Here is a 16033-nt window from a genome sequence, read left to right as displayed (position 1 = left end):
GAATGGCTTAGGCTTTTTTGATCTGAAGTAGAGAGGATTTTAAGACTTATGATTTCTTGAATAATGATTTTCGGGTGGTAATTTTTGCATAGTGGCCTTTAAATACAGGCATCCAGAGAGTAAGAACAACGAAATTAGTGAGATCTGAAGGGGGCTGTTTCGATAATCGCGCTTCAAAGGATGACTACCTTGCCTTTTATCACCTATTTTTTAGGCCCCCAAACGCAAAAAAGCCACCCAATGGGTGGCTTCTCGGCTAATTTAATGTCTGGCAGTTCCCTACTCTCACATGGGGAGACCCCACACTACCATCGGCGCTACGGCGTTTCACTTCTGAGTTCGGCATGGGGTCAGGTGGGACCACCGCGCTATTGCCGCCAGACAAATTCTGTTTATTCCCGTCTAAGTTTTTTCTTAAACCAGAACTTCAATCCTGAACAAGCTGTGTGTCTACCTTTCGGCTTCTCACTTGCTTTGAAAATCAACTCAATCTCTCTTCTCGAAAACACCTTCGGTGTTGTCAGGTTAAGCCTCACGGTTCATTAGTATTGGTTAGCTCAACGTATCGCTACGCTTACACACCCAACCTATCAACGTCTTAGTCTTAAACGTTCCTTTAGGACCCTTAAAGGGTCAGGGAAGACTCATCTCAAGGCAAGTTTCCCGCTTAGATGCTTTCAGCGGTTATCTCTTCCGCACTTAGCTACCGGGCAATGCCATTGGCATGACAACCCGAACACCAGTGGTGCGTCCACTCCGGTCCTCTCGTACTAGGAGCAGCCCCTTTCAATCTTCCAACGCCCACGGCAGATAGGGACCGAACTGTCTCACGACGTTCTAAACCCAGCTCGCGTACCACTTTAAACGGCGAACAGCCGTACCCTTGGGACCTACTTCAGCCCCAGGATGTGATGAGCCGACATCGAGGTGCCAAACACCGCCGTCGATATGAACTCTTGGGCGGTATCAGCCTGTTATCCCCGGAGTACCTTTTATCCGTTGAGCGATGGCCCTTCCATACAGAACCACCGGATCACTAAGACCTACTTTCGTACCTGCTCGAGCCGTCACTCTCGCAGTCAAGCTGGCTTATGCCTTTGCACTAACCGCATGATGTCCGACCATGCTTAGCCAACCTTCGTGCTCCTCCGTTACTCTTTGGGAGGAGACCGCCCCAGTCAAACTACCCACCAGACACTGTCCGCACCCCGGATTACGGGGCTACGTTAGAACATCAAACATTAAAGGGTGGTATTTCAAGGTTGGCTCCACGCAGACTGGCGTCCACGCTTCAAAGCCTCCCACCTATCCTACACATCAAGGCTCAATGTTCAGTGTCAAGCTATAGTAAAGGTTCACGGGGTCTTTCCGTCTTGCCGCGGGTACACTGCATCTTCACAGCGAGTTCAATTTCACTGAGTCTCGGGTGGAGACAGCCTGGCCATCATTACGCCATTCGTGCAGGTCGGAACTTACCCGACAAGGAATTTCGCTACCTTAGGACCGTTATAGTTACGGCCGCCGTTTACTGGGGCTTCGATCAAGAGCTTCTCCTTACGGATAACCCCATCAATTAACCTTCCAGCACCGGGCAGGCGTCACACCGTATACGTCCACTTTCGTGTTTGCACAGTGCTGTGTTTTTAATAAACAGTTGCAGCCAGCTGGTATCTGCGACTGGCTTCAGCTCCATGGGTAAACCACTTCACCTAATGCCAGCGTGCCTTCTCCCGAAGTTACGGCACCATTTTGCCTAGTTCCTTCACCCGAGTTCTCTCAAGCGCCTGAGTATTCTCTACCTGACCACCTGTGTCGGTTTGGGGTACGATTAATGATAATCTAGAGCTTAGAGGCTTTTCCTGGAAGCGGGGTATAAGCTACTTCGCCACCGTAGTGACTCGTCATCAGACCTCAGCATATAGTGAACCGGATTTGCCTAATTCACCTGCCTACATCCTTAAACCGGGACAACCGTCGCCCGGCCAGCCTAACCTTCTCCGTCCCCCCATCGCAATTATCACCAGTACGGGAATATTAACCCGTTTCCCATCGACTACGCATTTCTGCCTCGCCTTAGGGGTCGACTCACCCTGCCCCGATTAACGTTGGACAGGAACCCTTGGTCTTCCGGCGTGCGGGTTTTTCACCCGCATTATCGTTACTTATGTCAGCATTCGCACTTCTGATACCTCCAGCATGCCTCACAGCACACCTTCACAGGCTTACAGAACGCTCCCCTACCCAACAATATTTACATATCGCTGCCGCAGCTTCGGTGCATAGTTTAGCCCCGTTACATCTTCCGCGCAGGCCGACTCGACCAGTGAGCTATTACGCTTTCTTTAAATGATGGCTGCTTCTAAGCCAACATCCTGGCTGTCTGAGCCTTCCCACTTCGTTTCCCACTTAACTATGACTTTGGGACCTTAGCTGGCGGTCTGGGTTGTTTCCCTCTTCACGACGAACGTTAGCACCCGCCGTGTGTCTCCCGTGATAACATTCTTCGGTATTCGTAGTTTGCATCGAGTTGGTAAGTCGGGATGACCCCCTAGTCGAAACAGTGCTCTACCCCCGAAGATGAGTTCACGAGGCGCTACCTAAATAGCTTTCGGGGAGAACCAGCTATCTCCCGGTTTGATTGGCCTTTCACCCCCAGCCACAAGTCATCAGCTAATTTTTCAACATTAGTCGGTTCGGTCCTCCAGTTAGTGTTACCCAACCTTCAACCTGCCCATGGCTAGATCACCGGGTTTCGGGTCTATACACTGCAACTCATTCGCCCAGTTAAGACTCGGTTTCCCTACGGCTCCCCTATACGGTTAACCTTGCTACAGAATATAAGTCGCTGACCCATTATACAAAAGGTACGCAGTCACACCATAAAGGTGCTCCCACTGCTTGTACGTACACGGTTTCAGGTTCTATTTCACTCCCCTCGCCGGGGTTCTTTTCGCCTTTCCCTCACGGTACTGGTTCACTATCGGTCAATCAGGAGTATTTAGCCTTGGAGGATGGTCCCCCCATATTCAGACAGGATAACACGTGTCCCGCCCTACTCGTCGAGTTCACAACACTAACACCTTCGGATACGGGGCTATCACCCTTTACTGCCGGCCTTTCCAGACCGTTCTCCTGATGCTAATGCTGATTAAGACTCTGGGCTGCTCCCCGTTCGCTCGCCGCTACTAGGGGAATCTCGGTTGATTTCTTTTCCTCGAGGTACTGAGATGTTTCAGTTCCCTCGGTTCGCTTCGTTTGACTATGTATTCATCAAACGATAGTGCAACGAATTGCACTGGGTTTCCCCATTCGGAAATCGTCGGTTATAACGGTTCATATCACCTTACCGACGCTTATCGCAGATTAGCACGTCCTTCATCGCCTCTGATTGCCTAGGCATCCACCGTGTACGCTTAGTCGCTTAACCTCACAACCCGAAGGTGTCTTTACCAACTGACCCGACGGTCAATTGAACACATTCACGTTGAGATTTTTGAGAGACTCTCACATTGTTTAAGCGATAAACAATGTGCGTTGTTTTCAATTTTCAGCTTGTTCCAGATTGTTAAAGAGCATAATTGTTAAACCAACTACAACGTAATTGGCTTAATCATTATTTGTGGGGAACGTCTTTCACTCATTCTCCGCGCAATTGGCGTCCCCTAGGGGATTCGAACCCCTGTTACCGCCGTGAAAGGGCGGTGTCCTAGGCCTCTAGACGAAGGGGACACTACAGTCAGCTTCGCAGACGCGCTTTTTGCTCTACTTTCTATCAGACAATCTGTGTGAGCACTTCACAAGTACACTTCAATGGTAAGGAGGTGATCCAACCGCAGGTTCCCCTACGGTTACCTTGTTACGACTTCACCCCAGTCATGAATCACAAAGTGGTAAGCGCCCTCCCGAAGGTTAAGCTACCTACTTCTTTTGCAACCCACTCCCATGGTGTGACGGGCGGTGTGTACAAGGCCCGGGAACGTATTCACCGTAGCATTCTGATCTACGATTACTAGCGATTCCGACTTCATGGAGTCGAGTTGCAGACTCCAATCCGGACTACGACGTACTTTATGAGTTCCGCTTGCTCTCGCGAGGTCGCTTCTCTTTGTATACGCCATTGTAGCACGTGTGTAGCCCTACTCGTAAGGGCCATGATGACTTGACGTCATCCCCACCTTCCTCCGGTTTATCACCGGCAGTCTCCTTTGAGTTCCCGACCGAATCGCTGGCAACAAAGGATAAGGGTTGCGCTCGTTGCGGGACTTAACCCAACATTTCACAACACGAGCTGACGACAGCCATGCAGCACCTGTCTCAGAGTTCCCGAAGGCACTAAAGCATCTCTGCTAAATTCTCTGGATGTCAAGAGTAGGTAAGGTTCTTCGCGTTGCATCGAATTAAACCACATGCTCCACCGCTTGTGCGGGCCCCCGTCAATTCATTTGAGTTTTAACCTTGCGGCCGTACTCCCCAGGCGGTCGATTTAACGCGTTAGCTCCGGAAGCCACTCCTCAAGGGAACAACCTCCAAATCGACATCGTTTACAGCGTGGACTACCAGGGTATCTAATCCTGTTTGCTCCCCACGCTTTCGCACCTGAGCGTCAGTCTTTGTCCAGGGGGCCGCCTTCGCCACCGGTATTCCTCCACATCTCTACGCATTTCACCGCTACACATGGAATTCTACCCCCCTCTACAAGACTCTAGCTGACCAGTCTTAGATGCCATTCCCAGGTTAAGCCCGGGGATTTCACATCTAACTTAATCAACCGCCTGCGTGCGCTTTACGCCCAGTAATTCCGATTAACGCTTGCACCCTCCGTATTACCGCGGCTGCTGGCACGGAGTTAGCCGGTGCTTCTTCTGTTGGTAACGTCAATCGCTGATGATATTAGCATCAACGCCTTCCTCCCAACTGAAAGTACTTTACAACCCTAAGGCCTTCTTCATACACGCGGCATGGCTGCATCAGGCTTGCGCCCATTGTGCAATATTCCCCACTGCTGCCTCCCGTAGGAGTCTGGGCCGTGTCTCAGTCCCAGTGTGGCTGATCATCCTCTCAGACCAGCTAGGGATCGTCGCCTTGGTGAGCCATTACCTCACCAACTAGCTAATCCCATATGGGTTCATCCGATAGCGCAAGGACCGAAGTTCCCCTGCTTTGCTCCTAAGAGATTATGCGGTATTAGCTACCGTTTCCAGTAGTTATCCCCCTCTATCGGGCAGATCCCCATACATTACTCACCCGTCCGCCGCTCGTCAGCGAGAAGCAAGCTTCCCCTGTTACCGCTCGACTTGCATGTGTTAGGCCTGCCGCCAGCGTTCAATCTGAGCCATGATCAAACTCTTCAATTAAAAAGCTTGATGCTCAAAGAATGTTACTGTCGTTTGATTTCCGAAGAAACCAAATTACCTATTAATTCATATATATGAATTAACGTGTTAGTCACTCTTCAAGACTTAAAATCAAATATTTTTTTGATAGTGTCCTGTGAGTGCCCACACAGATTGTCTGATAAATTGTTAAAGAGCGGTGCGACTTAATCTTTTGATTATCGACTTTAGGTCGTTGTCGCGAGGTGTCGTATACTACGTTTTTTATTTAGAAAGTCAAGCGATTATTTTCAACTATTTTCTTTCTTCACCTCTGTTATCACGGGGCTTCGAGGTTTTCTTCGAGCCGGTTTGTCGTGACAACGGATGCGCATTATAGGGAGCTCCCAAAATCTCGCAAGTGTTTTTTGAATATTTTTATTCAACCGTTTCCTTTTTAAACAAATCGTGCAAAACAACTACGATTTGTTTAAATGTCGAGCTAGAGATTATCAAATTCAGTTGCGAAAACCGCAACATTATCCCAATTAGTATATTCAATTTCTGTATTTGGGTCGGTTGGTCCGTCTGTCATTTTCATAATGAGCCGGATCATCACTCTATCAAACCATTTATAGCGAGGGTAAAACAGCGCGCCTGCAAAAACAGACTTCACAGTCGGCTGCCATGGGCACTTCTCTAAGAACTTACGAGTATAGGCATTCGTCTCAACGGTATTCTTGCCTTCTTTTCTTGCTGTAAGGTTAACGGCAAAGAACCCCGTTTTCATCGAATTAAGTTGAGTCTGATGGGTTGTGGCAAAACGTACTAACTGCTTATTGAAATGTCCATAACGAATAGAAGCTCCCACTAGCACCTTTTCGTAAGCAGATAAGTTAAAGCTTTTATCTGAATTCAAATCACGAATATCACACTCACGCCCAGCGCGACGTAATTGATCTGCCATTTTAAGTATGATTTTTTTGGTTTGCCCATCGGTGCTTGAGTGCAAAAGTAGATAACTCATTTTTATTCCTAATCGTTACTATCTATATACGTTAGCGGCGCAGCTATATTACTCACGCCAAAAAGTAGGGGTCAGTAATACTAATAAAGTAAACACTTCCAAACGACCAAACAGCATCGTGACAACTAAAATCCATTTACCTGCAGGATTCATTGTCGTGAAGTTATCAGCAACAGTACCTAAGCCAGGGCCTAAGTTATTCAACGTTGTCGCAATCGCTGAGAATGCAGAAAACTCATCCACCCCAGTGGCGATTAAAAGCAGCAAGCTAACCACGAAAACTAAAGCATAAGCAGAGAAGAATCCCCAGACAGCTTCAATGATTCTTTCTGGCAGCGCCCGCTGTCCTAATTTAATGGTATAGACCGCATTAGGATGCACTAATCTTTTTAACTCTCGGGAACCTTGCAGGAACAGTAAAAGGATACGAATCACTTTTAATCCCCCACCCGTTGACCCTGCACAACCACCGACAAACGCCGCACATAGTAGAAGCATTGGCAAGAACAGCGGCCAGCCAGAAAAACTGTCAGTGGTGAAACCCGCAGTGGTCGCCATCGAGACCACTTGGAAAAAGGCTTGATCCAACGTTTGCCCAAAGCCAGCATATACGGAGTGATACATCAGCACCGCGGTACAGATCACGACTAGAACAAACTGGAAACTGATGAACATTCTAAATTCAGGGTCGCGCCAATAAATTCCGAGGCTTCTTCCCGTTAAAACCGCAAAGTGCAAGCCAAAGTTACAACCCGAGATAATTAGAAACACGCCAATAATGGTATTAATGGCAGGACTATTAAAGTAGCCTATGCTGGCATCATGAGTAGAAAACCCACCGATCGCGATGGTTGAAAAACTGTGTGATATCGCATCGAACACATCCATACCGGCGATCCATAATGCAATCGCACACGCGATAGTTAGCAACACATAAATAAGCCAAAGGGTTTTTGCCGTTTCCGCAATTCGCGGACGCATTTTGTTATCTTTTAATGGCCCCGGCATCTCTGCACGATAGAGCTGCATCCCCCCGACACCTAAGAGAGGCAAAATCGCGACGGCGAGTACAATGATCCCCATCCCTCCAAGCCATTGCAGCATCTGCCGATAGAATAAGATCGCTTTCGGAAGAGAGTCTAATCCCGTCAGAGTTGTTGCACCGGTGGTTGTTAGCCCAGAAAAGGACTCAAAGAAGGCATCTGTAACAGATAAATTGGGTTTTTCAGAGAAGATAAACGGCAGTGCCCCGACACTCCCTAGCACAGTCCAAAACAGAACAACAATTAAAAAACCTTCTTTTGCTTTTAATTCATGTCGACTATTTCGCGTAGGCAGCCATAAAAAAAGCCCAATCAGCAACGCCGTTATAAAAGTTTGACTGAATGCTCGTCCCGCACCATCGCGATATATCAGTGCGACAATACCAGGTATGACCATAGTAAAAGAGAAGATAATGACGAGTAACCCGACAATACGAGTTATTGCGCGAAAATGCATTCGGCCGGTTCCTTGCTATGCTGTTTGCTCTTGTGACGGTTCTAAGAGAGTAACTTCCCCACGACTGATATCACGTAATTTATCATTGACCTCCTGCTCACAAGTAGCAGGAATAGAAATTTGCAAAGATACAGACTCATTATAATCACTGAGCAATATAGTACCATTTACCTGAGCTAATAATTGCTCAACTCCATTGATAAGTGAGTAATCACATACCACATTGAAGATTTTTTGAGGGACTTTAGTTTGTGTTGGGAGCAACTTCAGCGCCTGCTGAACCCCACTGCCATAAGCACGGACTAACCCACCCGTACCTAGCTTTATTCCACCAAAATAACGCACAACAACGCAAGTGATCTCACCTAAGTTGCTACCTAATAGCTGCGCCATAATGGGTTTACCTGCCGTTCCCGTAGGCTCTCCATCATCGGAAAAACCTAATTGCTGGGAATCATCAGGTCGCCCCGCAACAAATGCCCAGCAATGGTGCCGAGCATCGGGGTATTGCGCTTTAATCGATTGAATATAATCTTTCGCAGCGTCAATACCCTCGGTGTGAGCGATATAAGTAATAAAACGGCTTTTTTTGATCTCTTCCGAAAAAGAGATCGTTTCTGCCGGAATTGAGTACGCTTTCATTACGGTAAATGCAAATCTCGAGTCATATTTTCAATATGGTTATGATGGATAACGATATTATCTTCAATTCGAATACCACCATAAGGTTTGAAGTGCTCGATTTTATCCCAATTAAAGTGCTGACTGAACTCCCCTGTACGCCACGCAGCAAGCAAGGACTCAATAAAGTAAAGACCCGGTTCGATAGTTAACACCATTCTTGGTTCCAAAATACGAGTACAGCGTAAGAATGGATACATTTTCGGTGCAGCTAAATGAGTACCATCTTCATCCTGCATAAAACCTGCTACATCATGCACTTGCAAACCTAATGGATGGCCTAATCCGTGTGGTAAAAATGGTGTTGTTAAACCGTTTTCAACCATAGCATCTTCGCTAATCCCTTTCACAATTCCATGCTTAGCAAGTAATTTCGCAATACGGTGATGCATATCTACATGGTAATCGGTATAACGCACACCAGCCTTAATTGAAGCGATCAGAGCGAGTTGTTCTGTATTCAAATCTGCAACCAATTCTGCAAACTCACTTTTGTTCTTAGCCGCATAAGTACGAGTAATATCAGCGGCATAACCATTATACTCAGCACCAGCATCAATCAAGAAGCTACGTAATTCACTCGGGGCCGTTTGCTGTAATTTAGTGTAGTGAAGCACGGCTGCATTTTCATTTAAAGCTACAATGTTACCGTAAGGCACATTCGTATCACGATGCCCTGTCGCTTCTAAATAGCTAATATTAATATCAAATTCACTAGCCCCAGCTTGGAAAGCTTCGAAAGCTGATAAGTGACCATTCACCGCCATTTTTTGGGCTTCGCGCATGCAGTACAGCTCATAGTCTGTCTTATATGAACGGTGATAGTGATAATAATCGAGTACAGGTTTTGGATTGATATTGTGTGTCGAAATACCTAAAGATTCAGCTTTGTTTGCAGAGGAGCCGATATAAGCTATATGCTCTTTCGGTAAATTCGCTAAAAAGCCTTTAATTTCATCCGCATTTTTCAGATGAATAAGCTCAACTTCTTTCGTCCAGAAGCTAGTTGGTAAAGGTTCAACGCTATGCCAATAATCAACCGGTGAGTAAAACCATAACTTCGGTTTATTCACGCCGTCGACTAATAACCAGGAATGAGGGACATCCGTCACTGGAACCCACGCTTTAAAATGCGGATTCACTTTAAATGGGTAGTCACTATCATCGAGGAAAATGCGAATTGGCTCTCCTGAATGAATCAAGATGGCATCTAATTTACTGCGTTGCAAAACTTGCTGAGTCGTTTTTTGTAGCGTTTTAATATGTTCTGCGTAGAGTCCAGCCAGTTTTTCCATTTCGTTCAACCTTTCAGTATTAGTTAGAAAAATCAAGCTTATCACGTTCTGCTAATAACGTGTATGCACTCAATACCAAGATAAGATTAATACATTGATTATTAATGAAAATATCATTTTCCCCTTGGGTTATTTACCTTAATTCCTGTGAGCCGCCTTCCAGTTTTGTTATTAACCATTTGCATTTAATTAACATTATCGTCACACTAATTTTCATCTGGTCATACCAGATAAGCCCGCCACATAAAGGAGAACAGCATGCTTTATCAAAGTGAGACAATCTCTATTCAATGGTTGAAAAAAGGTATTGCAGAACTGGTGTTTAACTCACCAGGACCAATCAATAAATTGGATACTCATACCGTCGCTTCACTTGATGAAGCAGTTGCAGTACTCGAACAACAAAGCGATTTACAGGGCGTTATTTTGCGCTCAGATAAGCCCGCTTTTATTGTTGGCGCAGATATTAAAGAATTTTTATCTCTATTCGAAGCATCCAAAGAAACCCTCAGTGACTGGCTTGGTTACGCGAATAGTATATTTAATCGCCTTGAAGATCTCCCTGTTCCAACTATTAGCGCAATTAATGGTTATGCCCTAGGCGGTGGATGTGAGTGTGTACTCGCTACCGATTTTAGAATTGCGTCACCCGATGCCAAAATTGGCTTACCTGAAACAAAGTTAGGAATTATGCCTGGCTTTGGCGGATCAGTCCGTTTGCCTCGACTTATTGGTCTTGATAGCGCCCTGGAAATTATCACTGCGGGTAAAGATGTTAGTGGATCTCAAGCACTGAAACTCGGTTTAGTGGATGCGATTGTCGAAACTGAAAAATTACCACAGGCAGCCTTGCACATCATCGAACAAGCTATTTCTGGCGCATTAAATTGGCGTCAAGCACGACAGCCAAAACTTGAGCCGCTAAAACTTAGCGCACTAGAGCAAGCAATGAGCTTTAACGTTGCTAAAGGTATGGTCTATCAAGTTGCTGGAAAACACTATCCAGCACCAATGAGTGCAGTCAATACTATCGAGAAAGCTGCAAACTGCACTCGAAATGAAGCACTGAAACATGAAACAGCTGCTTTCGTCCCGCTGGCTCATAGTGATGTTGCTCGTGCATTAGTTAGCGTTTTTCTGAATGATCAACAGGTTAAATCGACCAGTAAAAAAATCGCTGGCTCCTCTACTGCACCTGCACACGCCGCTGTGTTGGGTGCGGGCATTATGGGGGGCGGTATTGCTTATCAATCCGCGAGCAAAGGCGTTCCCGTTCTAATGAAGGATATCAATGAGAAATCCTTAGATTTAGGTATTGATGAAGCGAGAAAGCTTCTTAATGGTCAATTTGAACGGGGAAAAATCACCGCAGATAAGATGGCGACAACCTTAGCCTCTATCCACCCGTCTTTATCTTATGCTGGCATTGAAAATTCTCAGGTGATCGTTGAAGCTGTCGTTGAAAATCCTAAAGTAAAAGCAGCCGTGCTATCTGAAGTGGAATCACTAATCACAGCAGAAACTATACTGGCTTCGAATACTTCAACCATTCCAATCACCGAGCTAGCGAATTATCTTAAACGCCCAGAAAACTTCTGTGGTATGCATTTTTTCAATCCTGTTCACCGTATGCCTTTAGTCGAAATTATTCGAGGTGAAAAAACCAGTGATGCCACCATCGCTAAAGTGGTTGCTTATGCGAATAAAATGGGGAAAACCCCTATCGTTGTGAATGACTGTCCTGGCTTTTTCGTTAACCGTGTTCTTTTCCCTTATTTCGCTGGGTTTAACTTATTACTTCAAGATGGCGCCGATTTTAGAGAAATCGATAAAGTCATGGAAAAAGAGTTTGGTTGGCCAATGGGGCCTGCTTATCTACTTGATGTTGTCGGGATTGATACCGCATTTCATGCAGAGCAAGTCATGGCTCAAGGATTTCCGCAAAGAATGCAAAAAGTCGGTAAGAACGCCATTGATATTATGTTTGAACAACAACGTTTTGGTCAGAAAAATGGCAAAGGCTTTTATCAATATGAAAAAGATAAAAAAGGAAAGCCAAAGAAAATTGATGACCCACACACCGATGAGTTATTAAGTTCAATTCACCAAAGTAAACGTTCATTTACTAAAGATGAAATTATTGCTCGAATGATGGCACCAATGGTGAACGAAGTGGTTCGCTGCCTTGAAGAAGGTATTATTCAAAGTCCTTCAGATGCCGATATTGCGCTAGTTTATGGACTTGGTTTCCCGCCATTCCGCGGAGGTGTTTTCTGCTATCTTGATACACTCGGTAGCCAGTCTTATGTCAAAACTGCGGAGTCCTACTCCCATTTAAGCCCGCTTTATCAAGTTCCAAATGGATTGAAAGAAAAAGCGGCCACTAACGCTAGATACTATCCGCAGCCACCAGTTGTGGCTATTGATGTTAAAAAAGTTGCGAGAGGTTAATCCTATGGAAAATGTCTTCATTATTGATGGTATACGCACACCAATGGGCCGTTCCAAAGGCGGTGTATTTCGTCATGTAAGAGCAGAAGACCTCTCTGCACACCTGATGAATGCAATTTTTGAACGCAATCCCAATGCGAAAAAGAAAGAGTTGGATGACATTATTTGGGGATGTGTTCAGCAAACCTTAGAGCAAGGTTTTAACATCGCAAAAAATGCTGCTTTATTGACTGATATTCCTCATACGGTTCCTGCGGTCACGGTCAATCGCCTATGTGGTTCTTCGATGCAAGCCATTCATGACGCAAGCCGTTTCATTATGACTGGAGATGCACATTCCGTTTTGATTGGTGGTGTTGAGCATATGGGTCATGTTCCAATGACTCACGGTATTGATTTCAATCCAAAGCTCACATTACGCGTAGCGAAAGCCTCTGGAGCCATGGGTTTAACTGCCGAAATGCTCGCCAAAATGTATAAAATCAGTCGCGAAGAACAAGATGCCTTTGCATTGAGATCTCACCAACGCGCGGCAGCAGCAACTAAGAATGGTAAATTTAGCCGTGAAATCGTTCCGATTTCAGGACATGACTCCGATGGCAATCTTATTTCAATCAACTATGACGAAGTCATCCGTTTTGATGCCAATTTGGAAGGACTTGCTGCATTAAGACCCGCTTTCGACCCTGTCAGTGGTACCGTGACCGCAGGTAATTCGTCAGCACTGTCCGATGGTGCTTCAGCCATGCTACTTGCCAGTGAGTCTTATGCCAAACTGCATGGATTGAAACCTCGTGCAAAAATTCGCGCCATGGCCGTGGTTGGTTGCGATCCATCCATCATGGGGTTTGGACCAGTTCCTGCCACTGAGTTAGCGTTAAAGCGTGCAGGGCTGACGTTGAATGATATTGATATTATTGAACTTAATGAGGCTTTCGCAGCTCAGTCTATTGCTTGCCTAAAAGGGCTGCAAATTTCAGAAAGCCAAGTGGATCAGAAAGTGAATTTAAGTGGTGGAGCAATCGCTTTAGGGCACCCTCTCGGTTGCTCTGGCGCAAGAATCACAACTGCGTTGCTTAATCAGTTAGAACAACATGATAAGCAGTTTGGTTTAGCTACAATGTGTATTGGATTTGGGCAAGGCATCGCCACAATTATCGAAAGAGTCTAATTCATTTTGCCGTTACATTGTCATATCTTGCAATGTTCCCGCCTAGTCAGGGGCGGGATTTTTTTATCCATTAACCAGTCCAGTGAAATCAATCAATCAATCAACCAATCAACCAATCAACCAATCAATCAACCAATCAACCAATCAACCAATCAACCAATCAACCAGAATATTGATACAACTCAGTCCATCCCCTAAATAGTTCAGGTCACAGGTAGGCGGCAAGTAAAGCTATCCCTTGAGCATACTGGAGTATGTGATAGGGTAGCCTATGAAGCCAACCCCCCTACAACTTGAAATATGACGAGTTATAGAAAGTCGAAGGCATCGCCGAACAACTGGGTGGACTTTGCCCCCCTCTCATTACAAAACCTATCCCGCGCAATCTTCGCCATCTCAAAACGACCCGCAATATAAATATCATGCCCAGATAAGTCACCGAAATCTTCTAGCACGGTACTCAAAACAGTTCCCGTTCTTCCACGCCAATTTTCATCCGGCTGCTCGACAACAGGGACCACTTTCAGATTAGGATAACGTTCACTAATAGCCTGCAATTCACCGAGGTCATACAAATGCTCTAACTGGCGACCGCCCCAATAGAAAGTAATATCCCGCTGAGGGTTTTCAGCCAGAGCAGCCAATAGAATAGAGTGGGTATAAGAGAAGCCGGTACCGCCTGCGATCAAGATCATCGGGTTTTGGCTATTTTCGCGGAACCACGCTTTACCGTGAGGAATATCAATATCAATACGCTGCTGTTCTAAAATGCGATCCATCACCGCCATCGCATACAAATTAAATTCTGATGCGCCAATATGCAATTCGATAGATTTATTATTCTCGGGAGTCGAAGCCATAGAGAATGGTCGTTTGTCTCTTTCATCCATAACGACCATAAGATATTGACCCGCTTTAAAATGAAAAGGTCCGTCTGGCAACAAAATAACCCGATAAACTGTATCCGTGATAGATTCAACAGATGTGACTTTACAGCTCAAAGTTGCCATGATTTTCCTCTTACTTTTCAATAATATTTAACTGTTCCCAGATATCATCTACGCGGGATTTGACACTCTGCGTCATGACAATAGGGCGTCCCCACTCACGGTTGGTTTCTCCCGGCCATTTATTGGTCGCATCCATTCCCATTTTGGAACCAAGTCCAGAAATCGGTGATGCAAAATCGAGATAATCAATCGGCGTATTTTCCATCATGACGGTATCGCGAGCGGGATCCATACGTGTTGTGATAGCCCAAATAACATCTTTCCAATCACGAGCATTGATATCATCATCACAAACAATCACGAACTTCGTATACATAAATTGGCGCAGGTAAGACCAGACTCCCATCATTACTCTTTTTGCGTGTCCTGCATACTGTTTTTTCATGGTAACAACCGCCAAACGGTAGGAACAACCTTCTGGTGGCAAATAGAAATCCACAATTTCAGGGAACTGCTTTTGCAAAATAGGCACTAAAACTTCGTTCAGGGCTTCCCCTAATACTGCGGGTTCATCCGGTGGACGACCTGTATAGGTAGAGTGATAAATCGCATCGCGACGTTGAGTCACATGAGTCACAGTAAATACTGGGAAGTCATCAATCTCATTATAATAACCAGTGTGGTCACCGTAAGGGCCTTCTGGTGCCATTTCGCCCGGTTCAATATATCCTTCAAGGATAATTTCCGCCCCTGCAGGAACCTCTAAGTCGTTAGAAATACACTTTACGACTTCCGTTTTATTGCCTCGGAGTAACCCAGCAAAAGCATATTCAGATAGCGTATCAGGAACTGGTGTCACTGCGCCTAAAATCGTTGCGGGGTCAGCACCTAGCGCCACAGCGACTGGGAATCGTTCACCTGGATGTGCCTGACACCACTCTTGGAAATCCAGCGCACCACCACGATGAGATAACCAACGCATAATAACTTTATTTTTGCCAAGGACTTGCTGGCGATAGATACCTAAATTTTGGCGTTCTTTATGAGGGCCTTTAGTGACCGTTAAACCCCAAGTAATCAGTGGCGCAGCATCTTCCGGCCAGCAATGCATAACGGGGATCTTAGTCAGATCAACATCATCACCAGCCCAAATTTCTTCCTGACAAGGCGCTGAGCTTAAGCGTTTAGCTGGCATATTCAGCACTTGTTTGAATTTCGGCAACTTATCCATTAAGTCACGAAAACCCTTCGGAGGATCCGGTTCTTTCAAGAAAGCGAGTAACTTGCCCACATCATGTAAGGCTTTAATATCTTCTTGCCCCATTCCCATAGCAACGCGCTTGGTTGTACCAAACAAGTTACATAGAACGGGCATGTTATAGCCTTTAGGGTTTTCGAATAGTAAGGCTGGTCCCCCTGCTCTTAGTGTACGATCTGCGATTTCAGTCATTTCCAAGTAAGGATCAACTTCCATCGTAATGCGTTTTAGTTCGCCTTGCTTTTCAAGCTGCGCGATGAAATCTCTAAGGTCACGGTATTTCATTATCTTCTTTTACTATTACAGGGGGAACCTCATTATAAGGTTCCCAGCCAAGGTTACAAGTTGCTGTTAAACATACTTAATAATCAATATCTTCAGATTAAGT

General features: G+C 45.6%; 8 protein-coding genes, 1 tRNA gene and 3 rRNA genes. 2 read left to right on the top strand and 10 right to left on the bottom strand.

Annotated features, from left to right (window positions below):
* Positions 1-266 precede the first annotated feature (266 nt).
* The 8 genes from rrf to pepQ all read right to left on the bottom strand — a co-directional run bounded on the left by rrf (position 267) and on the right by pepQ (position 9815).
* A 5S ribosomal RNA gene (gene rrf / locus HFU86_RS03375) occupies positions 267-382 on the bottom strand.
* Between the two features lie 139 nt (positions 383-521).
* A 23S ribosomal RNA gene (locus HFU86_RS03370) occupies positions 522-3427 on the bottom strand.
* A gap of 226 nt (positions 3428-3653) precedes the next feature.
* Positions 3654-3729 (bottom strand) — tRNA-Glu (locus HFU86_RS03365).
* 85 nt (positions 3730-3814) lie between these two features.
* Positions 3815-5354, bottom strand: a 16S ribosomal RNA gene (locus tag HFU86_RS03360).
* The 16S, 23S and 5S rRNA genes sit together here with 1 tRNA gene alongside, the layout of an rRNA operon.
* 460 nt (positions 5355-5814) lie before the next feature.
* Positions 5815-6339 (bottom strand): menaquinone-dependent protoporphyrinogen IX dehydrogenase, encoded by a 525-nt coding sequence (gene hemG / locus HFU86_RS03355; RefSeq protein ID WP_132497135.1) that lies wholly within the window; start codon positions 6337-6339, stop codon positions 5815-5817.
* A gap of 48 nt (positions 6340-6387) precedes the next feature.
* Positions 6388-7839 carry a Trk system potassium transporter TrkH gene (trkH, locus tag HFU86_RS03350; RefSeq protein WP_108479348.1) on the bottom strand — a complete coding sequence of 484 codons (1452 nt, stop codon included), beginning with the start codon at positions 7837-7839 and terminating at the stop codon, positions 6388-6390.
* A gap of 15 nt (positions 7840-7854) precedes the next feature.
* The gene (locus HFU86_RS03345) at positions 7855-8481 is read right to left on the bottom strand and encodes an IMPACT family protein (RefSeq protein ID WP_036954919.1); all 627 of its coding nucleotides are present in this window, start codon (positions 8479-8481) and stop codon (positions 7855-7857) included.
* Positions 8481-9815 carry a Xaa-Pro dipeptidase gene (gene pepQ / locus HFU86_RS03340; protein WP_132497136.1) on the bottom strand — a complete coding sequence of 445 codons (1335 nt, stop codon included), beginning with the start codon at positions 9813-9815 and terminating at the stop codon, positions 8481-8483. The genes HFU86_RS03345 and pepQ overlap by 1 nt, the downstream gene beginning before the upstream one ends.
* Before the next feature lie 258 nt (positions 9816-10073).
* Between pepQ and fadB the strand changes: the two genes are divergently transcribed.
* Positions 10074-12266 (top strand): fatty acid oxidation complex subunit alpha FadB, encoded by a 2193-nt coding sequence (gene fadB / locus HFU86_RS03335; RefSeq protein WP_187128723.1) that lies wholly within the window; start codon positions 10074-10076, stop codon positions 12264-12266.
* A 4-nt stretch (positions 12267-12270) separates the two neighbouring features.
* Positions 12271-13437, top strand: coding sequence for an acetyl-CoA C-acyltransferase FadA (gene fadA / locus HFU86_RS03330; RefSeq protein WP_132497138.1), 1167 nt, complete (start codon positions 12271-12273; stop codon positions 13435-13437).
* Positions 13438-13745: 308 nt separating this feature from the next.
* On the opposite strand, the gene fre is transcribed toward fadA, so the two are convergent.
* Together fre and ubiD are read right to left on the bottom strand one after the other, a co-directional pair.
* A complete protein-coding gene (gene fre, locus HFU86_RS03325) occupies positions 13746-14447 on the bottom strand; it encodes an NAD(P)H-flavin reductase (protein WP_132497139.1) in 702 nt (233 codons plus the stop codon).
* Between the two features lie 10 nt (positions 14448-14457).
* A complete protein-coding gene (gene ubiD, locus HFU86_RS03320) occupies positions 14458-15930 on the bottom strand; it encodes a 4-hydroxy-3-polyprenylbenzoate decarboxylase (protein WP_006658346.1) in 1473 nt (490 codons plus the stop codon).
* Positions 15931-16033 lie beyond the last annotated feature (103 nt).

The sequence above is a fragment of the Providencia sp. JUb39 genome (assembly GCF_012272845.1).
Lineage (GTDB): Bacteria > Pseudomonadota > Gammaproteobacteria > Enterobacterales > Enterobacteriaceae > Providencia > Providencia lanzhouensis.
This window is presented reverse-complemented; position numbering and strand designations above follow the sequence as displayed.

Bases quoted from the DNA above. Each gene is read 5' to 3' on its own strand.
- ubiD (WP_006658346.1), bottom strand. From the start codon at position 15,930: ATGAAATACCGTGACCTTAGAGATTTCATCGCGCAGCTTGAAAAGCAA.
- pepQ (WP_132497136.1), bottom strand. From the start codon at position 9,815: ATGGAAAAACTGGCTGGACTCTACGCAGAACATATTAAAACGCTACAA.
- HFU86_RS03345 (WP_036954919.1), bottom strand. From the start codon at position 8,481: ATGAAAGCGTACTCAATTCCGGCAGAAACGATCTCTTTTTCGGAAGAG.
- hemG (WP_132497135.1), bottom strand. From the start codon at position 6,339: ATGAGTTATCTACTTTTGCACTCAAGCACCGATGGGCAAACCAAAAAA.
- trkH (WP_108479348.1), bottom strand. From the start codon at position 7,839: ATGCATTTTCGCGCAATAACTCGTATTGTCGGGTTACTCGTCATTATC.
- fadA (WP_132497138.1), top strand. From the start codon at position 12,271: ATGGAAAATGTCTTCATTATTGATGGTATACGCACACCAATGGGCCGT.
- fadB (WP_187128723.1), top strand. From the start codon at position 10,074: ATGCTTTATCAAAGTGAGACAATCTCTATTCAATGGTTGAAAAAAGGT.
- fre (WP_132497139.1), bottom strand. From the start codon at position 14,447: ATGGCAACTTTGAGCTGTAAAGTCACATCTGTTGAATCTATCACGGAT.